Annotated in this window: 26 protein-coding genes, 1 pseudogene and 1 riboswitch; of the genes and pseudogenes, 8 read left to right on the top strand and 19 right to left on the bottom strand. The window is 41.3% G+C overall.

What is annotated here, in order from left to right; translation table 11 throughout:
- Positions 1-127 precede the first annotated feature (127 nt).
- Positions 128-1471, bottom strand: coding sequence for an ABC transporter permease (locus CVD23_RS12210; protein ID WP_101666183.1), 1344 nt, complete (start codon positions 1469-1471; stop codon positions 128-130).
- The gene (locus CVD23_RS12205; protein WP_101666182.1) at positions 1468-2157 is read right to left on the bottom strand and encodes an ABC transporter ATP-binding protein; all 690 of its coding nucleotides are present in this window, start codon (positions 2155-2157) and stop codon (positions 1468-1470) included. Before CVD23_RS12205 ends, CVD23_RS12210 begins: the two co-directional genes overlap by 4 nt.
- Positions 2158-2388: 231 nt before the next feature.
- Between CVD23_RS12205 and CVD23_RS12200 the strand changes: the two genes are divergently transcribed.
- From CVD23_RS12200 to CVD23_RS12190, 3 genes are read left to right on the top strand one after another with little or no spacing between them, the layout of a single operon-like run.
- Positions 2389-3228: an amino acid ABC transporter substrate-binding protein gene (locus CVD23_RS12200; RefSeq protein ID WP_308314938.1), complete on the top strand. Its 840-nt coding sequence runs from the start codon at positions 2389-2391 to the stop codon at positions 3226-3228.
- The gene (locus CVD23_RS12195; RefSeq protein WP_101666188.1) at positions 3215-3916 is read left to right on the top strand and encodes an amino acid ABC transporter permease; all 702 of its coding nucleotides are present in this window, start codon (positions 3215-3217) and stop codon (positions 3914-3916) included. Before CVD23_RS12200 ends, CVD23_RS12195 begins: the two co-directional genes overlap by 14 nt.
- A gap of 27 nt (positions 3917-3943) precedes the next feature.
- Positions 3944-4678, top strand: a complete 735-nt coding sequence (locus tag CVD23_RS12190; protein ID WP_101666180.1) for an amino acid ABC transporter ATP-binding protein — start codon at positions 3944-3946, stop codon at positions 4676-4678.
- Positions 4679-4778: 100 nt separating this feature from the next.
- Here CVD23_RS12190 and CVD23_RS12185 read toward each other — a convergent pair whose 3' ends face one another.
- The 5 genes and pseudogenes from CVD23_RS12185 to CVD23_RS22480 form a co-directional block, all read right to left on the bottom strand.
- The gene (locus CVD23_RS12185) at positions 4779-5018 is read right to left on the bottom strand and encodes a hypothetical protein (protein WP_101578606.1); all 240 of its coding nucleotides are present in this window, start codon (positions 5016-5018) and stop codon (positions 4779-4781) included.
- Positions 5019-5059: 41 nt separating this feature from the next.
- On the bottom strand, positions 5060-5212 hold the full coding sequence (locus CVD23_RS22890; RefSeq protein WP_373270863.1) for a hypothetical protein: 153 nt from the start codon (positions 5210-5212) through the stop codon (positions 5060-5062).
- Positions 5140-5421, bottom strand: a pseudogene (locus tag CVD23_RS12180) (DUF3817 domain-containing protein); the annotation flags it as partial. The pseudogene CVD23_RS12180 and the gene CVD23_RS22890, both read right to left, overlap by 73 nt.
- Positions 5422-5524: 103 nt before the next feature.
- Positions 5525-5746: a hypothetical protein gene (locus CVD23_RS22485; RefSeq protein WP_257988380.1), complete on the bottom strand. Its 222-nt coding sequence runs from the start codon at positions 5744-5746 to the stop codon at positions 5525-5527.
- 72 nt (positions 5747-5818) lie between these two features.
- The gene (locus tag CVD23_RS22480; RefSeq protein ID WP_257988379.1) at positions 5819-6073 is read right to left on the bottom strand and encodes a hypothetical protein; all 255 of its coding nucleotides are present in this window, start codon (positions 6071-6073) and stop codon (positions 5819-5821) included.
- Positions 6074-6322: 249 nt separating this feature from the next.
- Here CVD23_RS22480 and CVD23_RS12170 point away from each other — a divergent pair, with 249 nt between their 5' ends.
- Both CVD23_RS12170 and CVD23_RS12165 read left to right on the top strand, forming a co-directional pair.
- On the top strand, positions 6323-8059 hold the full coding sequence (locus tag CVD23_RS12170; RefSeq protein WP_101666178.1) for an AAA family ATPase: 1737 nt from the start codon (positions 6323-6325) through the stop codon (positions 8057-8059).
- Between the two features lie 204 nt (positions 8060-8263).
- The gene (locus CVD23_RS12165) at positions 8264-9283 is read left to right on the top strand and encodes an STAS domain-containing protein (protein ID WP_101578602.1); all 1020 of its coding nucleotides are present in this window, start codon (positions 8264-8266) and stop codon (positions 9281-9283) included.
- A 109-nt stretch (positions 9284-9392) separates the two neighbouring features.
- Here the strand turns inward: CVD23_RS12165 and CVD23_RS12160 are convergent, their stop codons facing one another.
- The 7 genes from CVD23_RS12160 to CVD23_RS12130 all read right to left on the bottom strand — a co-directional run bounded on the left by CVD23_RS12160 (position 9393) and on the right by CVD23_RS12130 (position 16739).
- Positions 9393-10202, bottom strand: a complete 810-nt coding sequence (locus CVD23_RS12160) for an alpha/beta hydrolase family protein (RefSeq protein ID WP_101666177.1) — start codon at positions 10200-10202, stop codon at positions 9393-9395.
- A gap of 14 nt (positions 10203-10216) precedes the next feature.
- The gene (locus CVD23_RS12155) at positions 10217-10381 is read right to left on the bottom strand and encodes a Fur-regulated basic protein FbpA (protein WP_245917505.1); all 165 of its coding nucleotides are present in this window, start codon (positions 10379-10381) and stop codon (positions 10217-10219) included.
- Positions 10382-10502: 121 nt separating this feature from the next.
- Positions 10503-10608: riboswitch (SAM riboswitch) on the bottom strand.
- Positions 10609-10775: 167 nt separating this feature from the next.
- Complete coding sequence (locus tag CVD23_RS12150; protein ID WP_101666176.1) at positions 10776-11603, bottom strand: aldo/keto reductase; 828 nt, start codon at positions 11601-11603, stop codon at positions 10776-10778.
- 133 nt (positions 11604-11736) lie between these two features.
- Positions 11737-12084: a hypothetical protein gene (locus tag CVD23_RS12145; protein WP_101666175.1), complete on the bottom strand. Its 348-nt coding sequence runs from the start codon at positions 12082-12084 to the stop codon at positions 11737-11739.
- 308 nt (positions 12085-12392) lie between these two features.
- On the bottom strand, positions 12393-14741 hold the full coding sequence (locus tag CVD23_RS12140) for an FdhF/YdeP family oxidoreductase (protein ID WP_101666174.1): 2349 nt from the start codon (positions 14739-14741) through the stop codon (positions 12393-12395).
- A gap of 270 nt (positions 14742-15011) precedes the next feature.
- Complete coding sequence (locus CVD23_RS12135) at positions 15012-15371, bottom strand: DUF2294 domain-containing protein (protein ID WP_101578597.1); 360 nt, start codon at positions 15369-15371, stop codon at positions 15012-15014.
- Between the two features lie 102 nt (positions 15372-15473).
- The gene (locus tag CVD23_RS12130; RefSeq protein WP_101666173.1) at positions 15474-16739 is read right to left on the bottom strand and encodes an L-lactate MFS transporter; all 1266 of its coding nucleotides are present in this window, start codon (positions 16737-16739) and stop codon (positions 15474-15476) included.
- Positions 16740-17083: 344 nt separating this feature from the next.
- Here CVD23_RS12130 and fdhD point away from each other — a divergent pair, with 344 nt between their 5' ends.
- The gene (fdhD, locus tag CVD23_RS12125; RefSeq protein WP_101666172.1) at positions 17084-17899 is read left to right on the top strand and encodes a formate dehydrogenase accessory sulfurtransferase FdhD; all 816 of its coding nucleotides are present in this window, start codon (positions 17084-17086) and stop codon (positions 17897-17899) included.
- Positions 17900-17902: 3 nt separating this feature from the next.
- A complete protein-coding gene (gene moaA / locus CVD23_RS12120) occupies positions 17903-18928 on the top strand; it encodes a GTP 3',8-cyclase MoaA (RefSeq protein WP_101666171.1) in 1026 nt (341 codons plus the stop codon).
- A gap of 45 nt (positions 18929-18973) precedes the next feature.
- On the opposite strand, the gene CVD23_RS12115 is transcribed toward moaA, so the two are convergent.
- The 4 genes from CVD23_RS12115 to CVD23_RS12105 all read right to left on the bottom strand — a co-directional run bounded on the left by CVD23_RS12115 (position 18974) and on the right by CVD23_RS12105 (position 21690).
- A complete protein-coding gene (locus CVD23_RS12115) occupies positions 18974-19648 on the bottom strand; it encodes a hypothetical protein (protein WP_101666170.1) in 675 nt (224 codons plus the stop codon).
- 106 nt (positions 19649-19754) lie between these two features.
- Complete coding sequence (locus CVD23_RS12110) at positions 19755-20027, bottom strand: hypothetical protein (protein WP_101578592.1); 273 nt, start codon at positions 20025-20027, stop codon at positions 19755-19757.
- 144 nt (positions 20028-20171) lie between these two features.
- Complete coding sequence (locus CVD23_RS21980; RefSeq protein WP_180955646.1) at positions 20172-20309, bottom strand: hypothetical protein; 138 nt, start codon at positions 20307-20309, stop codon at positions 20172-20174.
- Positions 20310-20436: 127 nt separating this feature from the next.
- Positions 20437-21690 carry an ATP-binding protein gene (locus CVD23_RS12105; RefSeq protein ID WP_101666169.1) on the bottom strand — a complete coding sequence of 418 codons (1254 nt, stop codon included), beginning with the start codon at positions 21688-21690 and terminating at the stop codon, positions 20437-20439.
- A gap of 343 nt (positions 21691-22033) precedes the next feature.
- On the opposite strand from CVD23_RS12105, the gene CVD23_RS12100 reads away from it, so the two are divergent.
- A complete protein-coding gene (locus CVD23_RS12100) occupies positions 22034-22630 on the top strand; it encodes a biotin transporter BioY (RefSeq protein ID WP_101578590.1) in 597 nt (198 codons plus the stop codon).
- A gap of 61 nt (positions 22631-22691) precedes the next feature.
- On the opposite strand, the gene chrA is transcribed toward CVD23_RS12100, so the two are convergent.
- A complete protein-coding gene (chrA, locus tag CVD23_RS12095) occupies positions 22692-23891 on the bottom strand; it encodes a chromate efflux transporter (protein ID WP_101578589.1) in 1200 nt (399 codons plus the stop codon).
- Positions 23892-24085: the final 194 nt, after the last annotated feature.

The raw sequence follows: 24085 nt of genomic DNA, 5'->3' as shown, positions 1-24085 counted from the left end.
ACTATGAAAAAATATCTCAATTGCTGCTAAAAATCGTTTCGCTTAAATAAAGGCCCATATTCATTCTACATATGTTATCAAAAAAATGCTGGTCAAAAAGTTACTCCTTCTGGCCAGCATTTTATTATTATACTTCTCTGCGCAGCGCTTTAAGCACATCAACCCGGGTCGCTCTTTGGGCAGGGCGATAGCCTGATAGAATTGTAACGGCGTAGCAAATGATCACACAGATAAGCGGCAGTGTAACAGGAATATAGCTGAACATAAGACCTTCTGGAAGCTCCTCGCCAAACGAGCTGCTAATAATGATCGGCAGTAGATAATTTACTATGTAGCTCAACCCGTATGAGACGATCGTGCCAATGACAGCACCCACAATGCCGATGTAACTGCTCTCCAGAAGGAAAATCCGCTTAATCGTTCCTGGATTTGCTCCGATCGCTTTCATAATCCCGATATCGGGAGCACGTTCGGTTACGGCCATTGTCATCGTATTGTATATCCCGATTGATGCTATTAAAATCGCAATCGTACCAACAAAGATGAGCCCGGCTTTAATAACGGTGAAAACCTTATTGACCTCTTTCATTTCACTCACAACTGAGTATGTTGGATAGTTTTCTTTTTTAAGAGAATCCGTGATCGCCTGGACAGCTTCAAGATTCGTAGCGTAAATTTTAACGTAGTCATAGCTTTGACTGTCCGATTCCGGGGTTTCTTCCTCACCTGGGCCCTTAATCGTCCCCCGTGGAGTGCCAGTAAACTCTTCAATCTCAGATAATGTTTTCTCTGAAATAAACACGTTTTGGTCGAACATCCATTCTCGACCCGGTTTTTTACCGATTCCAACTACGGTTAAAGGAATCATCTTTTTCTGCTCTTGTCCTTCAACATATGCCACCACGGTAAGGCTAAGTTGTTTTCCGACAAGATCCTCTTTATATTTAAATTCTTCTTTCACTCTACTTGTTTCATCATACAGTTCCTCGGATTTTGCATCTTTATTCGCCAATGATTCCACAAAATCATGCCCTACTACAACCTCATGATCCGCTTCAGGCAAACGGCCTTTTGATAGTTCAAAGCCCGCTTTAATCTCGGATGGAACATGGGTAACGATTGTTTCTGCAGATGTTTGATAGTTGCCAATTTCGTAGCTTCCTTGCTGCATCAAAACCTGTCTTCTAGTGACTGCTTTTACATTGTCGATTGACTCGAAATACTTGATATCTTTGTCTGTTAGCGGCAAAAAGACACCTTTACCTTCTTCTTTTCCCGGCACTTCGATTTCCGTGACCGCCCGATCCTCGGTCATACCTTTGATAATTGTTTTATGAAGGCCGAACCCTACTGACGCAAGCACAATTAAGAAGGCGCATCCCATTGCGGTAGCCAGTATTGTCATAAACAGTCTCGTTTTATTTTTTTTCATATTTTGGCGGACAAACCTGAACTGGTCCTTTAGTTTCATATCACGGCCCCCTCTGAAATTTGACCGTCAACAATTTCTATCGTCCGGTTCCCAATATCTGCTACTTTTTCGTCATGGGTAATGATTAAAAAGGTAATCTTCATTTCCTGATTTAATTGCTGGATAAACTTGAGCAACTCCTGCTCCGTCTCGCTATCGAGACTACCGGTCGGTTCATCTGCAAGAATCAACGGTGCGTCAACGACAAGAGCTCTGGCGATACTAACCCGCTGTTGCTGACCTCCAGATAATTCACCCGGATAGTGATCTCCATACTCTGCAAGACCGACTTTTGCGAGGACGGCCAAGGCTTTTTTACGGCGTACGCTCTCGCCCAGCCCTTTTAAAATAAGCGGCAATTCAATATTTTCATAGGCCGTCATACTCGGGATCAGCTGGAAACTTTGAAATATGAACCCAATATGATTTAACCGAAAATCGGCAAATTTCGTTTCGTTCAGGTCCGTTGCCTTTACATTATTGATCCAAATCTCACCGCTGTTCGGAGAGATGAAACCGCCGATTAAATTTAAAAGAGTTGATTTTCCGCTCCCGCTTCGCCCGACAACTGTAACAATCTCCCCTTTTTGTACCGAAAATGAGACATCCTTTAAGACCGGGATGCTCGTTTTCTTGTCCTTTTTCCCAATACGAAAAGCGTGGGACAGATTCTTTACTTCTATCATTCTATTTCCTCCTGTTCCAAAATCACTTCACCATATAGACGAACAAAATCGAATTCCCCCTACAATCTTTTTGAAATTTCTTGATTTAATGACAAAAGTCCATTTAAAAAAGGATGATTTACACGAATGTGGAAATGATAGTAACGGATAAATATTCTTTGACAGGGTATAGGACATGTACTATGATAACTAATGCCGACAAAAACTATCAGAATTGAGGGGGAATTATTTGTGAAAAAGCTTACACTTTTATTTGCACTGTTATTTAGTTTTATGCTAATCATATCCGCATGCGGAACGAATGATAATAACAATGAAGCTGATAACAATCAAGAAAATAATGCTGCTGAAGGTGATAACACAGAGGAAGATTTACTGGTGAAGGTAAAAGAGGATGGTAAATTATTGATCGGTACAGAAGGTACATACCCTCCTTTTTCATTTCATGATGACAAAGGAGAATTAACCGGCTTTGATGTTGAGTTAGCGACAGAAGTTTCGAACCGGCTCGATGTGGAACCTGTCTTTATGGAAACACAATGGGATGCGATGTTTGCCGGTCTTGATTCAAAGCGTTTTGATATGATCGCCAACCAGGTTGGAATTAAACCGGACCGCGAAGAAAAATACGATTTTTCAAAGCCTTATATTACTTCTGCAGCTGTGCTGATTACGCGCAAAGATAATACTGACATCAAGAATTTTGAAGATCTTGAAGGGAAAAAGTCGGCCCAATCGATGACAAGCAACTATGCTGAGCTTGCCAAATCGTATGGTGCAGAAATTGTTGGAGTTGAAGGCTTTAACCAGGCAATTGAGCTTTTAAATTCAAATCGTGTCGATGCTACGATCAACGACAAGCTTTCGTTTCTTGACTTTACAAATAAAAGACCGGATGCACCGATTAAAATTGCAGCAACATCTGAAGACGCAGCCCAAAGCGGTTTGATGTTCCGTAAAGGCAGCGGGACGCTTGTTGAAGAAGTAAACAACGCTTTAGATGAAATCATTGCAGATGGCACATATGAACAAATCTCCAAGAAATGGTTTGGCGAAAATGTACTTGAATAGCATTTTCCCTGATCCCGATAGAACTGAGCGCCTTATTGAAATTGCGAGGAGTTCCCTCCAGCCGCTGCTGGAGGGGGCTATTTTTAATACAATACCTTTAACGATTATCTCGTTTATTATTGGATTAATACTGGCGATATTGACAGCACTGGCGAGAATCTCAACCATAAAGCCTTTGCAAACGTTCGCCAGAGTCTATGTTTCTGCCATCAGGGGAACACCTCTGCTCGTCCAATTATTTATCATTTTCTACGGGCTGCCCACGGCTGGAATCGTGATTGACCCGTTTCCAGCTGCTGTTATAGCTTTTTCATTGAATGTTGGTGCCTACGCATCTGAAATTATCCGGGCCTCAATATTATCGGTTCCGAAGGGGCAATGGGAAGCCGGCTACTCGATCGGGATGTCTTATTCGCAAATTTTGCGGCGGATTATCCTTCCCCAGGCTTCGAGAGTATCAATCCCTCCCCTTTCAAATACATTTATTAGTCTGGTCAAAGATACTTCGCTTGCTGCGCTTATTCTCGTTACGGAAATGTTTAGGCGGGCTCAGGAAATTGCCGCGACCAACTATGAATTTCTCCTTCTTTATACAGAAGCGGCACTCATCTACTGGATTATTTGCTTCCTCCTTTCCATCGTTCAAGGAAAACTCGAGGGTCGGTTTGATCGTTATGTATCAAGATGAGACTTTTAACATGGAAGGAGAAGAACTATGATTTCTGTTAATGATTTATACAAACGCTTTGATACGCTGGAAGTTTTAAAAGGAATAGATCTTGAGGTTGAAAAAGGAAAAGTTGTCGTTGTGATTGGCCCTTCCGGTTCAGGAAAAACTACTTTGCTTCGTTGTTTAAACCTGCTGGAAACACCGACAGCCGGCACGATTGCGATTGAGGATAAAAGGATCGATTTTTCCGAGAAGCTCCAGAAAAAAAACATAGCGGCTTTTCGCAGGATGACAGGGATGGTTTTTCAAAACTATAATCTGTTCCCTCATATGACTGCTTTGGAAAATGTAATGGAAGGCCCTGTTACGGTCAAAGGACAATCCAAAGCTGAGGCGCGAAAATTGGCAGAGGCACTACTTGCCAAGGTTGGCTTAGCTGACAAATTCGGTTTCTATCCGTTCCAATTATCCGGCGGCCAGCAGCAGCGGGTCGGGATTGCGAGGGGCCTGGCGATGGAGCCGAAAGTCATGCTTTTTGATGAGCCTACTTCTGCACTTGATCCTGAGCTTGTCGGAGAAGTGTTGAAAGTCATGAAGGATCTTGCAAACGAGGGGAAAACGATGGTTGTCGTTACACATGAAATGCGCTTTGCCAGGGAAGCGGCAGACGAAGTCATTTTCATGGATGGCGGAGTAATCGTTGAACGCGGCCGACCTGAAGAAATTTTCACAAACCCACAAGAACCGCGTACAAAGCAATTCCTGAATTTAATCCAATAGGCCAAACCCCATGCTTTACATTAGCATGGGGTTTTTCGCATTAAAGAAGGCATTGTTTTCTAAAAATCAATCCAGTTCAGTTAGGGATCATTTTGGCATATTAATTTCTCTTTTTGATAAAAAGTCGTTTACCATCATGTTGCATGATTTTATATTTAAATTGGCGAAACAGAAAGTTTTCTAAATACCGGATTGAATATTCGCTGTTCATTTTTTTACCTTGCGACACATCGCTAAGCTTTTCGATTGATTTAACCAAAAAGAGATAGTCAGGACCATTTTTAAATTCTTCAACCATTTTTCTGGCTTTTTCGTTAACATAATGATCATGCTTATCCATAGGCAACACCCCAGCAATGATGGTCTGTATTTTAGTTACCTTTATTCCCTTTTATATTTTAGATAAACATCTGCTCTATTTTTAAAAAATATAAAGAACCCGGTTCTTAAGCAATTCCGGACCGCTGTAAACGGATGTCGAGGATCATATTGCCAAACGGAATGAAAGCAACGGCGACCGCACTGGCCACCCAAACAAACGACCAGCGAATTTTAAAGGTTGTATAAGCGATAATCAAAACATAAGCAATAAAGAAAAAACCATGAAGTGCTCCGACAACACTGACCACTTCAGGAATCCCTGCAAAGTATTTAAGTGGCATTGCAATAAATAAAAGTATCAACAATGAAGCACCTTCTATAAAGCCCATCAGCCTGAAGCGTCCGATCGGAGTTTTAAGCATATATCTTCCCTCCGCTTTTTAATCATATTTCTTGTGCAGCAGAAACATAATATATTCACTATGTATACATTAGAATAATTTAGAAAAAAATTCAATGTTGGCTTTAAAAAATTTTAAATTCGGAGTAGCAAGAAAAACAATAGTCTGCATACTCGTTTGGATTTTGGAACGAACAGGTTGCCATTCCAAGTGCCCTGGCAGGAATTAAGTCCGTTTCCTGATCTCCGATTGCAAGTTGAATTCCATACCGTTTCTGTAGATACTCATAGGCATCAATATCGGGCTTTGGTGAATATCCATCATCTTCGGGACAAATTACTTCCATAAAAAAAGGTGAAGGTCCCAGTAATCAAGCAATGCTTCAGTTGATCGCCGGTTCCTGTGCGTGACAAGAACATTAAGGTCCGCACGCAACAGGACCTTGGACAAAAGGAAAGAGCGGTTTCCGATCATGGGCAAATGTCCGTTCAATGTCACGGAATTCAGTGATTTTATAGGCAGGCACACCATAATCAGAGTAAGCTGTTCCATATTTTAAACGCGGCAGCACATCTTCCCGGTCTAAATCCTTTCCTGACACCTGGATGAATGCTTCAACAAGTGTCGGCCATGAATCGATGATTGTTCCGTCCAAATCCCATAACACTTTCATTTCTGCTTCCTCCTTTGCTCCACTCATGGTTCTATAAGGCTTGGGGGTTTCCGTGACGTTAACATTCATTTCTATTATAACCATAGGAAGATACCAAGAAAAGAAAATAATAGCTAGTCCGAGACAGCACATACCATTGCAATCAATTGATTACCAACATCCACCAATAAAGATTATGTCCTATTCCCTATTCAATTGGCCTCTCATTCTCTTATAATGGTATATAGATTCATGAAGGAGCTGAAGTGATTGAAATCTAATTCAAAGTTCAAACATAAAATTATTCCGCTCATCGCAGCGGTTATTGTTATAGTATCAGCATGTATTTGGATTATTCATGAGCCGGGTAAATTTACTGCTGTCCCTTTTTCCTCTATGGAAAAGATGATCCAACAACAGAACGGGAAGACGGTAACTTTGCACGAAGAGGCAAACGGCACATTAGAATTGACAACGGACAACGGGAAGTTTGTTTCGCAAATCCCGCCCGGAAGCCAAATGGCTACAAAGCTTGTTGAAAACTACAATGTTCAATATAGTTATTCTGCCGGCAGCGGCTATGGAAGTCTACTAATGGGCGGTCTGGTCATCTTGCTGGTTGCTACAGCGATCATTTTACAGAAAAAAGGAAGCTTTAGTGCCACAAAAACGAACAAACAAAGTGTGACGAAAGCACGACCTCTTCCTTCCATCTCATTGAATGATGTCGGTGGTCTTCAGGATGAAATGAAAGAAGAAATCATCCAGACCCTCACAATATTAAAAGACTCGGATCGTTCTGCCAAAATTGGCATAAAGCCTCCAAAGGGAATCCTGCTGTACGGACCTCCCGGCACAGGCAAAACACTGCTTGCACAGGCGATTGCCCATGAACTCGGGGCAGCCTTCTTCTCAGCAAGCGGTTCCAGCTTCAATGAAATGTTTGTAGGTGTTGGTGCTTCCCGCGTTCGCAGCTTATTCCAAAACGCCCGCAAGCAGTCTCCCGCTGTTATATTCATAGACGAAGTGGATGCTCTTGCAGGTAAAAGAAAGCCCCACGGCGGTGAGGAAAGCGAGAAAACTTTAACTGAATTGCTCGTCCAGCTTGATGGCGGGCACTCCAATGATGGAATTTTATTTATTGCAGCAACCAACAGGAAGGATATGTTGGATGAAGCATTTCTCCGACCAGGCCGGATCGATTTTTCCTTCCATGTGCCGCTTCCTGATACAAAAGGACGCCGGGAGATTATCGACATCCATACGAAAGGGAAAAAACTTGCTGCTGACGTAATGGCATCTTTGAATGAGCTTTCTGAGAGCACATCAGGCTTTTCCGGTGCCGAATTGGAATCACTTTTTGAAACAGCAAGCAGGCGGGCTGTTCGTAACGGACAGGATTCGATCAAAAAAAATGATCTGGATTACGCTTTAGACCGAACGATTCTTGGCAGCACGTCACGGACATTACAGGATGCTGAAACGAAACGGCGTGTCGCTATTCATGAAGCTGGACATGCTCTTGTTGCCGCTTTAACAAAACCTGGCTCTGTCAGAAAAGCAACCATAATCCCGCGTGGAGATGCGCTTGGTTATGTGGCACCAATTCCAAAAGAGCTTCATCTGTCTACTACAAGCGAGCTTTTGGATCAAATCGCAATGATCCTCGCCGGCGGTTTGGCAGAAAGATTGCATTTAGGCGAGCATAGCATTGGGGTCAGCGGCGATGTCAAACAAGCGAAGCACATGATCGAGCAAATGGTTGACACCGGCTTGCTTCAGGAAGGTTTCTCGTTAACCTTTAATAAAGGGGAAAAAGAAGCGAAAATGCAAGCATTATTTGACGACGCCCTTGAAAAATCACAAACTTTAATCAAAGCACATGATTTCCAATTTCGTAATTTAGTAGCAGCCCTTCTCAAACAAGAGACACTCGAAGGCTATGAAATTGAGAGAATTATTACCGAAAGAGAAGTTATTAACAGTGACGAATTATTAAATGTCTAACAATCGGTCCCTGCCCGGGATCGGTTTTTTTGTGCGTTATATGTACAAGCGTGAACAATTATTATTAATACCGATATCGAGAAAATCTTGTTTTATGCTGGACCGAGAATTTTTTACCATCAATAATTCAATCCTTTCTTTTTTGCATTATCGTTTAATTTATATATAATGAATGCAAATATACGTTTGAGAGGAAGCAGGCAATTGGAAAACAAACCTTTAGAAATCGATGCAGGCGGATTAAATTTTCAATGGGATCTTGAGAATGGAACCTTTTTATTCGAAAAGGACGATGCAGTCCTATTTTGGATTTCGTCGGCAATGAAAACTTTTTTTGATGCAATTGAAGAAGTTTCTGGCGATGATGCAGCAAATCTTGTGATTCAAGCTGCGGGCTTTCGACAGGGAATCGTTGTTGGTGAATATTTCCAGAGTATGTCTTTACGTATAGAAGCAATCGTTTCAGCACTCACAAATACATATGCTTCTGCAGGCTGGGGCCGAATTGTTGTAGACGAAATTAGTGAAACCGACAAGACGGCTGTTATTCGAATGAAAAACTCATGGGAATATAAAATTAATAAAGCCCAGGAAAAGACCCGTGCCGGATCTTTTCTTCCCAGCCATTTTGCAGGCTTGCTGTCTGGTCTGTTTGGCGAGAATATCGGCTATAACATTCTCCAGAGCCAAATTGAGGGCGATGATTTTTGCAAGTTTGAATACTTCCCTTCTACCGTCACTGTTGACCAAAATATTCACCAACTTGCGAGAAGACGAGAAACAGAAGAGATTGAAAAGCTGGAAAAACTTGTTGAAGAACGAACAAAAAATTTAACGGATTTAATTAGCGATATTTCTTCACCGATTATTCCGGTCTTGGAGGAAATTGTCGTTGTTCCCCTGCTCGGTCAATATGATGATCTTCGTTCCGATGAGCTAATTGAAAAAACACTGCACCGCCTCCCCCATTACCAGGCAAAATATTTGGTTCTTGATTTGACGGCTTTACATCAAAGCTTGAATAATTATGCGATTGATTTAATCGTTAAACTTGCAGCTGCTGCCAGGTTGATTGGAACAGAGACGATTTTGGTCGGTATGTCTGCGGAGATCAGCATGCAAATTACGGAAGTAAAAGTGAAATTAAGCCAATACCATTGTTTTCAGACTTTGCAGCACGGCATTTACTATGCCCTATCACAACAAGGAAGAAGAATATTATAAAAGATCAGTGCCGGCTTTTAGTCGGCTCTGCTTTTTGGTGAGTGTAAGGGAACAATTAATAAGAAAAGCATAAAGCCATCATAGTTGTTATGCTTTTTGGTTAAATTTGTTAAGAAACATCAGAGAAACTGGATTCACTTTTTCTGGCTTTGATCCATGCCCTTGTCACCGAAATTAATTTAGAAAAGTGCTCAGCATCGGAAAATGTATGATTGGCACCGCTGATTTCTTTCCTTTGACATGTTCCTTTCCCTCTTTTAGAAAAAGCTTTTTCGTAGAGACGGCAATACTCTACCGGAATTTCATCATCATTGGTTCCGTGAATAAGCAGTACATTTCCGGTCAATTCCCGCGCCACGGTTAACGGCTTATACTTTTCCAAAGAGTTAAAAAAGTTATCTGTCAGGTAATAACCCAAATAGTCTACATGGCAAGATTTTGACAACTCCTGCAATCTCTCTTTCCCGACAATCATTTTAATATCAATGTCCGGATTTGCGACTGCTGACCAAAGAATCAGGTTACGAACTCTTGCATCCCCTGCTGCGGTCAACAAGGCCACCGCCCCTCCAAGACTGTGCCCCAATAAAAACACTTCTTCCACAATGAGGGCGTTCTGCTCAAAAGCATAATCAATAACTGCTTCTGTTTGCTCAATCAGCTCACACAAACCATTTTTTCCATATTCACCAGAGCTTTCTCCACATCCAGCATAATCAAATCGCAGCACGGCACATTGATCAAGATTTAAATGTTGAGCCGTTTTAACAAACAGACGATCGACACCGATCCTGCTCCCGGTAAACCCATGGCAAATGATGACGAGTGGATAGGAAGCCCCTTGCTGAAATGATACGGGAAAATCAATCGAAGCAGCAAGCATTTGATTCTTCCATGGTATATTTATGTGACCGATCATAAATCCTCTTCCTCTCATTCAAAAATTTTTACATTCATAATTCTTTCATATTCCTCCGTGAGGTCATCGAGCGATAATTCAAACAGTTGGCGGTCCCCTTTTTTATAAATGCCGAGGTCCAGCAGCTTGGCGATGAAAATTTCCTTTTCCAGTTCGGCAGAACAATCTATTTTTTTCACTTTATACTTGCTCCTATTCTCATTTATTCCGATTGGTTTAGTGGGTTTTTGGTAAAATAAAAACCCCTTCCTATCGTCCATTCCGTAACAATAAGAAGAGGTTGGCGTTATATCCAATCCTGTCTTATCTGCCAAGCATAACGCTTGTTGGAATTGGCACAGTGCTCTTTAAGAGTCTGCTGCCGAGGTATCAAAGGGCCAAATCCCTCCACCTCTCTGGATAAGAAGTAAACATATGCGGTTATATTGTCATTTACTATATATGAAACGAGATTAATTGTCAATTTTTTAATGTGACAAAACCAGAATTTGGGCAACGCTTATCAAGAGAATGGGTCATCCATATATTCTCAATAACAAAACCGTTTTTCCTTTTATGAAATCAATTCTGTCATTAAAAATCAAAATTGTCTGGATCTGCTCCGACGCGACGGTTTTCATTTAACGAGTTTATCTTTTCCATATCGTCCCGTGAAAGTTCGAAATCGAAAATGTTCGCATTTTCGATGATCCGATTTTCATTGATTGATTTAGGAATCGTAACTATTTCTCTCTGCAAATCCCAGCGAAGAATGACTTGTGCAGGTGATTTATGGTATTTAGCGCCAATTTCCTTCAGGGCATTGTTATTGAGCAATTCACCTTGTGCCAATGGTGACCATGCTTCCATTTGGATGCCTTGATTTTTGCAAAACTCATGCAGCTCAATTTGTGCAAGCAATGGATGCAGCTCAACCTGATTGACCATCGGTTTAATTTCTGCATCTGCAAGAAGATCCTGTAGGTGGTGGATATGAAAATTACTTACGCCAATTGCGCGAACTCTTCCATCTTTATAAAGCTGCTCGAGAGCTCTCCAGGTTTCTTTATACTTCCCTTTGACCGGCCAGTGAATAAGATACAGATCTACATAGTCAAGCTCCAGCTTCTTTAAACTCGTTTCAAATGCATTTAGCGCAGAATCAAAGCCTTGGTCCGCGTTCCAAACTTTTGTCGTCACAAACAACTCTTCGCGGGGAACGCCCGATTCTTTGATTGCCTGGCCGACTCCTTCTTCATTTTTATAAACTGCAGCAGTATCAACGCTCCGGTAACCCGCTTTTAACGCGGCCTTGACCGACTCGATGACTTCTTGACCCTCTTTGACTTTAAATACACCGAATCCGAACCATGGCATCTTTACTCCATTATGTAACGTAGTCGTATCTGTCAGGCTTCTCATACTTTTTTCCTCCTTATAAAAATTTCCATTTCATTTTCTCATATCTCATTCGAATTATGAAATAATTTGCTCGTTTTAGGAAAAAATTAAAAACCCATGCAGGGACACCGACACGGGCAGAAATTATATAAATTTAGAAGGTTTGCACTGCATGAGTGGCCACTGGATTTGTTTCTTTCCGTTTTACTTCATCGATTTTATGTACAAACATTTGAAATACTTTTCTTTTTTCGTCAAGTTCACGCATATAATCCTTCAATTCCTGGTATTTTTCTTCAAAAGGCTTATGGTATAGCTGGCGGATATGATTAATAATCTCATCATTAACCGTCGATTGAATCACTTGTTTTGTAATGCCGTATTTATATGAATACACCTTGAGATCTTGCTTTACTTCTTCATACTCTTTTTCTACGGCATCAAGCACTTCAGAAATTTCTTCTTTCCACTCATCAAGCGATTTTTGCAAATATGATTCCATAAATACCTCCAAGTTCTGCTATTAGTATTCATAGTTTAGCGGATTTATTTTACAAGCTGTTAACGATAACGTTACATTGATGTTTCATGTGGATTTTTGTTTTCCCCGAGTAGTGATCGACTTAAAACTAGCAACAGCAGGAAGTGGGTATAATGAACCGGATATTAAGCGAACCCCATTTAATAACAGGACTTTCTTTGGGAAGACATCGTAACAAATTTGGTCTGCTCACCCTCTCAAACCAAAAAAGATCCGGTTCAAAAAATCTGACCGGATCCTAAAAGAATATATTATAGAAGAAACCCGACTTAGTCGACACTCATTTCTAATTCTTCTACTCTTTTTTCAACATACTTTCTATCTTTCTGGGCATGGAAGGTGTCTGCCTTTTCTAGAATCACACCTGTATTGTATTCAGGAATTTGCGAGTACTTTTCATATACACCCTTTGGAAGAAGAACATTTCCTTCCGGCCAATAGACCGCGATATTGCCGGATTTGATATCTTCAAATTTGGCTCGTCCTTGATAGGTGCCAAACTGGTTATACGCAACAACTGTATCACCTTCATTAATCCGCAATTTTGCTGCATCTTCTGCGTTCATAACGATGTCATAACGGTCAGCCCCGTTGAATGAATCTTTGTCGCTATAAACCATTGAGTTGAACTGTTTACCACGGCGTGATGTTACATAGAAATGGCCTTCCGTTTTGCGGAGTTCTGGAATTTCGATCGACAAAAGATTTCCTTTTCCGTTTGGAGTCGGAAATAATCCATCTTCACACAGCCACGCACCGCCCCATTGAAAAACGTCACCGCGATTTTCCAAATGCTGAATTCCGTCATAATACGGATTAGCTTCAGCAATTTCCGCACGAATTTCTTCAGCATTATTGAAATGGATGAGATGCTTTTTCTCAGGAAACACTCTTGAAGCAAGATCAACATAAATTTCCCACTCTGCCCGAGCTTCTTCAATACGCGGCCCGTCAATTTCTGAACTAAAGTAAACCATTCGTTCAGTACTTGTTGAAGTTCCTCCGCCCGGCTGTTCGTAGCGGGTCATCGCCGGCAGCACAATCACTTCATCCTGCGCGTCAACAAGTGTAGAAGTGTTAAAGATAATGTCCTGATGGACACGTAATTCAACATTCTCTAATACTTGTTTCATAAAATTCGGATCAGGCATCGTTTCAAGGAAGTTGCCTCCGCTTGTAAAGAATAGTTTCACCTTGCGTTCATGGTCGTCCGGGAGCATGATATTTTCAAGCGTCTGCCCGACTGTATCCCCCTGCCAACGCGGAATCGGGAATTTCCAGACCTTTTCAACTCTTTCAATGTTTTGCTCGTCAAAGTCTCCGCCCGGCATAACAAACGGATCGGCGCCCATTTCTCCTGATCCCTGCACACCGCTATGCCCGCGGATTGGCATAACACCACAATACTTTTTACCGATAAAGCCGCGAAGCATTGCAAGGTTTGCTACTTGTGAAATATTATCGGTTGCGAAGCGATGCTGGGTTAAGCCCATGCTCCACACAAAGACAGCGGATTTTGATCCGGCAAGTAATTCTGCAAATTCAAGCATTCTTTCCCGGGTTACACCAGACGATTTCTCGAGCTGCTCCCAGTCCTGGATTTTTAAATGATCTTTTAGCTCATTGTAACCATTTGTATGTTCATTGACGAATGCATGGTCAATAGCTGAGCCCGGCTGTTTTTCCTCCATTTCAAACCAATGCTTCATGACGCCATTCATAAAGGCGATATCGCCGCCGATGTTGACCTGGTAAACATCATCGACAATTTTTGTTCCAAATACAGCACTTTCAGCAATTGACGGAATCCAGTATTTCTCCATTGCTGGTTCGCGATATGGATTGATCGTTATAATTTTTGTACCGGCTTTCTTCGCCGCATACATATATTTCGTTGAGACCGGCTGATTGTTCGCTGCAACGGATCCCCAGAACACCAATACATCGGTTCCGATCCAATCTTTATAATTACAGCTGGATGCACCGATTCCCATTGATCGCTTTAAAGCCGTCTTACTTGGAGAGTGACAAATCCGTGAAGCGTTATCGATATTATTTGTACCCAGGAAACGCGCTGTTTTGGCAGCTGTATAGTAAACTTCATTCGTAATACCACGAGCGGTTAAATAAAAAGCAAGCTGCTTTGGATCAATGCTTTTGATTTTCTCAGCAATCCGGTCGAGTGCCTCATCCCAAGAAAGTCTGGTGAACTTTTTCTCTCCTTTTTTACGGGAAAGCGGGTATGGAATCCGGCCCAATTTTCGCAGTTGCGTGCTGTCAAGCTGTTGCATCTTCTCGACATCTTCAAGCCACGTCGGATCAATCGCTGACATCGTGTTGAGGCGAAGGACATTCAGTCTTGTTGTGCATAGATGCGGCCCGGTCAGCGTCTGGTCATATAATCCGGAAACGCCAAGCGCACAACCATCGCACACACCCTGTGTTAAAATTCGGTATGCGTAGGGAAGATTGTCTTTGTTATCCCAAACAACCTTCATCGTATCCTTAATATGGTGAGGCTTCACTTTACCCAGCCCCATCGGTGCAAGTCCTGCCCATAATGCCGGTTTTGGTCTAGTATCTAATTTTATCGGTCCAGTATGCTTTGTTTTCCCCATTTTTCCATAACTCCTTTGTAGAAAATAAAAACCACCATACACGTGAAGCTCCGAGTGTACGGTGGTTAGTCTTTAGCAGGTTCGCTACCAAGTGCCAACTCCCAATAAGCAAAAGTTGTTTTATATGACTGAATTTCATAAAGCAATTCTTTAATTGAAAAACGAACATTGACTTAAAATTAAGATAGTATGATTCGTTGCTACGGTATACTTCTGAATATATAGAATTCATTCGTTTTTTGGTTTAGCTCATTATATTGTGAAATTGACTCATGTACAAAACTTTTTTTCGATGTCCTGGTCAAAGACAAACACCGACATTCCAAAGTCCCGATCGATGTCAATATCGACAAACAAGTCGATCAGTTTGCTCTGGAGAAATTCTTCCATTTCAACAGGCGTGTTTTTCTTATACATTTGTTTAACCATTTCTGTTCTTGCAGCACGAAGCATTTGTTTTCCTTCGTCAGCACTGGCAATAAATTTTTCAACCGGGGACAAATTGCCCTCCATCTCGCAAATTGCCCAGTTTTTACAAAACTTGGTCGTCACTTTACCTGGACCTTTTCCCATATGCTTTTTCCGAAAGGAACGTACTAAGTTGCTGAATTCTGCCTCATACTTATTCATTGCATTTCAATCCTTCATTACAATCTTTTCTTGTTAATCACTATGCAAACAGTGTCATCTAATGATATCGCTTTATAAGTTAATCAATTATTTGCTATATTGTCAACTTGCTGCTTTTACGCTGCTGCTGTTTTGCTTTTCGCTTAACTTCTTGATATCGATGCGAATCAATAATGAAACGGCTAATGCGACCACGAATAAAGCAGTAAACACCAATAAACTTTGCGAATAACTTCCAGTTGTTTCACGTACCTTGGAAGCAAACATTGGTCCGACTAGTCCTGCTGCAGCCCAAGCCGTTAAAATATAGCCATGGATTGCCCCAAGCTGTTTTGTTCCAAACAAGTCGCCAATATAGGCCGGGATGGCAGCAAAACCTCCGCCATAACATGTATATATGATCGCCAGTAAAATCTGGAACATGACTGGATTGTCAGTCATCGTCACTAACGGGAACGCTATAACTTGAATTAAGAAAAAAGCGGTGTACGTATTCGGACGGCCAATATAATCCGAAATTGATGCCCAGCCAATTCTGCCGAAACCATTAAATGCTCCGAGCACTCCCACAAGGGCTGCAGCAGCAGCTGCGCTTAGGCCAACGCTTTCCTGTGCCAGCGGTGATGCGGAAGAAATGATCGCAATTCCACACGTAATATTAATAAACAGCATAATCCATATGTAATAAAATCTTCTTGTCTTAATCGCTTCATTAGCTGTCAGTTGCGATAAATCCCTCTTTACAGCAGCCGCGCCAGATTTCATTTTCTCCTCAAAGCCTGCCGGCATCCAGCCTTGCTTTGGTGGAGCCAGGTAAAGAGACGAAGAAATCATGATGACAAAGTAGGAAATTCCCAGGATGTAAAAAGTATTGGCAATTCCAACTGCCTCAATTAACTTTTGCATAATCGGGCTGCTGATTAATGACGCAAACCCAAAACCCATAATCGCAAGGCCAGTCGCCAAACCTCTTCTGTCAGGGAACCATTTGACCAATGTAGACACAGGAGCGATATAACCAACTCCAAGCCCGATTCCACCTAACACCCCATAGAAAAGATACAACAAAGGCAACGATTCTAAATTAATCGCGAGCCCTGAGCCGGTAACACCGACACCAAAAAAGACTGCTGCAAGGATTCCTGCCTTTCTTGGTCCGTATTTTTCAACGAAATGTCCCAAAAAAGCGGCAGACAAGCCTAAAAATAGAATCGCCAGGCTGAATGTTAAACTGATGTCTGTTAAGTCCCAACCAAATTCACTTGCCAGTGGCTTCGTAAAAACACTCCATGCATAAACAGAACCGATTGAAATATGAATTCCCACTGCTGAAGCGGCAATAAGCCATCTGTTTTTTGTTTTTTCCATTCTCTACACTCCCCTTTTTTCAAAAACTCATTAAAAAACCGTCAAACCTCCCCTATTAATGGGAAAAGATCCGACGGTTAGCTGCCAACAGGTTACGCTGCTGCATACCAACAGTAAATCGCTTTCAAAACTTTGCTTCATTTTAACTCGTAAACAGGTTCGCTATCCCGAGATTAAAATGTTACAAATTGGTGAACTTTTAGTAAATTTTATCATTTAATTTTAATTTTCACAACTGCTTTTTTTCATTTTCACTATGGGTATAGTAATAATACTTGCATTTTAGATTTTCTTAGTGCTAATATTTTGGGTAATTCAGTTATCCTCGTCAGGTGGGTGTAAAAATGGAAACTCAAATCAGGAGTAATAATAAAATTTTAAAGTTTGAAAATGGCAGCTTGCAAGAAAAAGAGGATCAAATCGTCACGGAATTCCCTTTGACAGTTATGCTCAATGGCTCCGAATTCGCAACAATGGTCTGTACTCCGAAAAACTTGGAAGAGCTTATTTTCGGCTTTTTAGCGTCAGAAGGAGTTATCCGTTTTCACGATGATGTCAAAGAACTGCACATCGACGAAAGCAAAGGTTTTGCTTATGTCGAAACAGCAAAAGAGATACCTGTAAGCCAGCAATTTTTTTCGAAAAGATTTATCGGCTCCTGCTGCGGAAAAAGCAGACAGTTTTATTTTTATAATGATGCAAAAACAGCTAAAACTTCTACATCAAAAATTACCTTGACGCCACAACAGTGTATTCTGTTCATGAAAGCGCTTCAGGATAATAGTGTTGTTTTCCAGGAAACTGGCGGAGTTCACAATGCAGCCCTGTTTTCACCAGATGGTATGATTGTTAACCGAACGGATATCGGCCGGCATAATGCATTGGATAAAATCCTTGGGTATTGTGTGCAAAATCGAATACCGGTGCAAGATAAAATTATCGCTTTTAGCGGAAGAATTTCATCTGAAGTACTGTTAAAGGCGGCAAAAATCGGAGTAGGAATCATTTTGTCAAAGTCGGCGCCTACTGATCTTGCCATTAAATTAGCAGACGATTTAAACATCACGGCAGTCGGATTTATTAGAGGCAATTCCTTTAATGTATACTCTCATACAGAAAGAATCATCGCGACCAGGGCATCAAGAGAGGATGTAAAATAATTTATGGAGAAAAAACTTCTGCAGGACCAGCTGCGACGTCCATTGCGGGATCTGCGCATTTCTGTGACGGATCGCTGCAACTTTCGGTGTACGTATTGCATGCCAGCGGAAATCTTTGGACCGGACTTCCCTTTCTTACCCAAGGACCAGTTGCTTTCTTTTGAGGAAATTACGCGGCTGGTCGATATTTTTTCAGGTGCATTTGGGATTAAGAAAATCCGGATTACCGGCGGTGAACCATTAATGAGAAAAGACCTGCCGGCGCTGATTGAAAAGATCTTCCAGATCGATGGAATCAATGACATCGCAATGACGACAAATGGCGTACTTTTAAGCAAGTATGCCGGGCAGCTCAAGCAAGCAGGCTTACAACGTGTTTCCGTCAGCCTTGACTCATTAAATGATGATTTGTTTGCGAAAATAAACGGCAGAGGAGTCAAAGTTGATGCTGTATTAAAAGGGATTGATGCAGCGGCAAAAGCAGGGCTGAAGGTTAAAATTAACATGGTTGTCCAAAAAGGCGTCAATGAGCATGAGGTCGTTCCAATGGCACAGTTTTTTAAAGATGAAGGCCATATTTTGCGCTTTATCGAATTCATGGATGTCGGAAATACAAACAAATGGAACATGGAAAAGGTATATTCAAGGCGGGAAATTCTTGAAGATATCTCTCATGTATTACCTTTTGAGCAGATATCACCGAATTACAGCGGCGAAGTAGCGGCAAGATTTCGTTATCTTGGAGCAGACAGTGAATTTGGGATTATATCATCCGTTACGGAAGCGTTTTGCTCAACCTGCAACCGCGCCCGTCTGTCAGCCGAAGGCAAACTTTACACATGCCTGTTTTCAGGAGACGGTCACGATTTGCGCACCCCTCTTCGCGCAAACAAATCGAATGACGAACTTGCGCAGATTGTCACAGGTATATGGGAAAATCGCCATGACCGTTATTCTGAAATGCGCGATAAAAATCCAGAGAGAAATGTCAGCAGAAAAAAAGTCGAAATGTCACATATTGGTGGCTAACAATTAAAAATCCCCTCCAGGGGATTTTTTTTCAAATTGTGTTTGCTATTGCTGGTCAAAATTAAATTCACTCATTGAATCCATATGTGTGGCAATCAGCGCGATAATCGTATTAGCTTCTTCTTTGCTGAAAATAAAGTTGGATTCATCCTTAATCAGGTCATCATCTTCAGTCCAGATTCGGTTTACGCGGCGAAGGACGCCATCACCTGTCTCTTCAACGACCCCAAATTGATAGGTGACCTCAACTTCATCTTCATGCATAAATGCTGTGACCTCAGGGGTTTTCCATTCGACATCAATTTGATTGATGATATCCCCGTCCGGCTCTGCTTCCGCCATATAGTATTCCTCTTCTTCCCCGGCAAAATCGTCTGCAGGTTCATAATCACCAATGATATCGTCATCGCCGTTCATGTAGTCATGAAAGCTTTCATGTACTGCGTCAGTAATATCCTCAATATCAGCGAGAATCGTTTTTGAATTTTGTGCTGTCTCAATGTCAAAGGTGTCCATATAAAACTCGTCATTGTGCGGGTCAAATGAAAGTGTGCAAAAATAATCGCGGTCATCGTCAGTTGTCTCGACATAAAATTCAATTCGCGGATGACGTGCTCCTCTGTCAATCGACATGTGGCCGAGCTGGTCGTATTTATCACACAATGACTCAAGATGATCCTGAAGCTCCCCAGTTACTCGATCAAACCATTCCAATCCCATCATGATCCCTTCTTTCCATCGTAATCGCTAATATTATTACCATGACTGCGGATAATCATCATGGGATTTTCGACCATTTGAACATTTCTGGGCGGCAGCCGAATATTCAACACTGCTTGTAAAGCTGCTGGACTCTTTCCAAATCCCTTAACAGTAATTTCGTTTCAAATTGTGTTAACATGACAGGGATTTGGTCGTATAACGTCACAATTTGGCCATCCTCTTCGTTTTCATGCAACTTTAAATAACGGTACAGCATCGAAATTTGTTGTTCGTTTAACACTGACAAGGTGGATAAGTTTTTCACTTTTTGAACGGAAAAATGGTTGTGAACGTGATCGAATTCACCTGAGATTATCTGTCCACTAATAGGCTGCATACTCACACCTCTTTTACAGTCTTTTAGGTTAGGATTTCCCCATTATTCCTTTAATATCCTCTTGTGGATTTTTTCATCATGCTTATCGGTTATGGAATGTTAATTGCAATCAAAAACCCCTGAATATTCAAGGGTTTCACAAAATTATTCAAATCTGTTTTTGCCGGACCTTCCACTAAAGGCCTGAAACTGTTCTTTAAGTTTTTGACGGGATTTCTTATCTCGTAAAAGAAATGCTGTCCCTAACGCTATCGTTGTCATCATCAATTTTTTTCCTGCCATCAATTATCCCTCCTAGCCGTTTCTATATAAAATTCCCTTTCCAAATGGTTTTAAACTTTTGCGTGGCATTTGTATGTTAAATCAGTATATTCTTACGCTCAATAGAGACGATAGAGAAAGTATCGGTTTAGGCGTGCAAAGCAGTAATTTCTTCGTTTATGCCTTCTTTTTTGAGGACAGGCAATATGATTTCAATGGTGGTGCCTTGATTTACTTTACTCGTAATGTTCAATTCGCCATGATGCGTTTCGACAATTTTATAACAGGTCATTAAGCCGAGGCCTGTACCTTTTTCCTTCGTCGTGTAAAAAGGTTCTCCCAATGTTGGGATCCGCTCTTCAGGAATTCCGACGCCGTGATCAATAAAAAGAATCGAAACCTTCCTATCTTCCTTTTTTTTAACTATTAAATCTATCGTTCCACCCATTGGCATCGCTTCTATACCATTTTTTAAAATATTGATAAAAAGCTGCTTCAATTGATTTTCTTCACAGGAGATGTTTGGAATATCCGCACCAAACTCAACACAAATTTCAACATTATTTAATATCGATTGTGTGTTAATCAGCATCACGACATCTTCTATTACATTTTTTAAATTTTTCTCCTGAAAATTAATTAAAGTCGGCTTAGCCAGAACTAAAAATTCCCCGACAATTAAATTAATTCGTTCTAACTCGGCTAAAACGATTTCAAAATACTCTTCCTGGCTGTTGTTGGAACGAAACAATTGGATAAATCCTTTAATAGAAGTGAGCGGGTTGCGAATTTCATGGGCTATCCCTGCCGCCATTTGTCCGACAAGTGCGAGTTTTTCAGACTTTTCTAATAGGCGTTCTGTTTTTTCTTTCCGATCCGTTATATCCTTGCCGATCGATAAAACAGCTTCCTTGCCCTCAAACAAAATATAGAGGGATGACTCTTCGAAAAAAATCGATTTTCCATCCAACCTTGTTACTCTATGCTCAAAATTAATTAACGGCTTTTTTTCCTTGTAAACTTGTTCGATACGCTCTTTTACCAGGTCGTCCTCTTCCCTTGGAAGAAAATCAAAAATGGACCGGCCAATTAACTCCTCTTTGTTTTTGGCAGCAGCCATTACCTCAGCAGCTTTATTTACATAAAGGATTATGCCATGGTGATGTATAATCACACACTCTGGAAGTGATTCAATCAATTGCTTGTAGCTTTCTTCGCTTTCTCTTCTTTCCTTTGCATAAAATTTCACTTTATCTAAGTGCCAGCCGACAAACCAGGCTATTGCCGTCGCAAGGATAAAATCAATTGCCTCTTTTTCAATGGGGTCATTAAAAATAACAAATTGGATTAACGTGAATGCAATCGAGATGCTGACAAGCGCGATTTGTCCTGTTTTTTTCACAGAAAATTCCTCCCGCACAAATTTTTTCGCAAACTCAAAGTTATGTACAGTCTTGATCAAAGCATTTCTTGGTTATTTTAAAATAATATGAATTTTCTGACTTCCAACATATTTTAATAGGTTGATTTTATTTTTCAATGAACGATTTAAAATACCATCATAATCGCTTTTTTATTGTTACGATTTCATACATGCCCACACCATAATTTTAACATAAGTCAATAATGTCGGTTATGATTCCTGTAGCCGATAAAACGTTAACTATTTTTTATTTTCAGTTGACATATCTAAACCAATTCCCTTATTCTTTAATGTATAATTTTGTTTTTTTGGAGGAACTATGATGAACAAGAAACTACGTGCTCTTGATATTACGCTGGTGGGGATGTTTGTAGCGATGATGGCTGTCGGAGCGAATATTACGTCAATCGTCCCTTTTATGGAGGTTGGTGGCGTCCCGATCACATTACAAACATTTATTGCAATACTGGCCGGGGCGATTCTCGGCAGTCGCTTAGGAGCGCTGTCGATGGCGGTTTATGCGTTTGTTGGCTTAGTTGGTGTACCTGTGTTCGCACAGTTTGGAGCAGGATTTTCAACTATTTTCAGCCCTACTTTTGGATTTATTCTCTCCTATATACTTACGGCATATGTGATCGGCGTCCTCGTTCGTAAAAATAAAAGTGTCGCAATGTTCGTAACCGCAGCACTACTTGGAATGGCGATTAATTATATGTTCGGGACGAATTGGATGTATGCCGCTTACAAGATTTGGTTCGCCGCGCCAGAAGGATTTACCTACAAGATGGCCTGGCTCTGGATGGTTGTCCCCCTTCCGAAGGATATCATTCTGTCAGTAGTCGCCGGTTTGATAGCCCATCGTCTTGAAATAACTGTTTTATCAAAAGGGCAGTTTAAGAATTTAAATAGAGTCGCTTAATTTAAAGACAATGGTTGAAAGTTTTCATCCATTGTCTTTTATTGGTTTCGGATAGTTGCCTCTAGTGAAGAAACTGGATCAACGATCCGCCGATTGCTCCCGTTAAGACGATGATCCATGGCGGAAGCTTCCAATACACCAGCATGCTGAAAAGGATAGCAGCAAACGCAAAGTCAATTGGTGCGAGTATCGAACTCGTCCAAATCGGATCATAAAAAGCAGCAATCAAAATCCCGACAACCGCTGCGTTGACCCCCATTAAAGCGCCCCTGATTTTCGGGTTACGCCTAAGTGTATCCCAAAAAGGAAGTGTTCCGAATATCAGCAGAAATGCCGGCAGGAAAATTGCTATAGTGGCGAGCAGTCCACCCTGCCATCCGTTTATTACGGCACCAATGTAAGCCGCAAAAGTGAACAACGGGCCGGGAACAGCCTGTGCTGCACCATAACCGGCAAGAAAAGCTTCTTCGCTTATATAGCCGGACGGAACTAATTCCCGTTCAAGCAATGGCAGAACCACATGACCTCCTCCAAAAACAAGCGATCCTGCGCGGTAAAAGCTGTCAAACATGGCTACCCAATTTGAAGAGTTTGCTTCCCTGGCTAAAGGCAAAATAAGCAATAGTCCGAAAAACAATAACAAACAAAGAATCGCAAAGCGGCGCGAAATTGGAACCCGGAAATTTGCTTTAGTTTCAGCTTCACTCTCTTTAAACATAAGATAACCAACTAATCCCGAGAGCAGGATGATTCCAACCTGTGTGAAAGCAGACTGCCATATAAGCGTCGTAACAATCGCGAATAAGGCGATCATTTTGCGCTTCAGATCGGGGGTAAGTTTCTCGCCCATTCCGATAATCGCATGGGCTACAACAGCCACGGCTACGATTTTCAATCCATGGATCCAGCCAGCATCATCTATATGCAATCCTTTCAGTATCAATGCAAAAACGATCAATGCCAATACCGATGGAACTGTAAACCCGAGAAAAGCTAACACGCCGCCGAGAAGCCCGCCCCGGATCACACCAATTCCGATCCCAACCTGACTGCTGGCCGGACCAGGAAGAAACTGGCACAGAGCCACTAAATCAGCATAACTTTTTTCATCGAGCCATTTTCTTCTGCGTACATATTCTTCATGAAAATACCCTAAATGAGCGATCGGTCCCCCGAACGATGAAACCCCCAGTTTCGTTGAAACAAGTAATATCTCGGTTAAATTCTGTAAAAATCGGTGTTGCTTATTTTCTACTTTCATGGTTTCCTCCGCTTTGATAAATCCGACTAGAGTTTTCCTGAAGTTTAATTCTTGATTCTAATCGTGTATACTTTATCATATCAGAGAACTTCACAAAAATTGTTCTAACTTAATAATGTTTACACCGTTTTTCACTAGCGTTGCACAAAAAATCTATGAAAAAGTCAAGGATGAAAAAATGGAATAAAAATCAA

It is taken from the genome of Bacillus sp. V33-4 (genome assembly GCF_002860225.1).
Lineage (GTDB): Bacteria > Bacillota > Bacilli > Bacillales > Cytobacillaceae > Bacillus_BJ > Bacillus_BJ canaveralius.
Note: the sequence above shows the minus strand (reverse complement) of the source record. Positions and strands in the feature narration are given on the sequence as shown.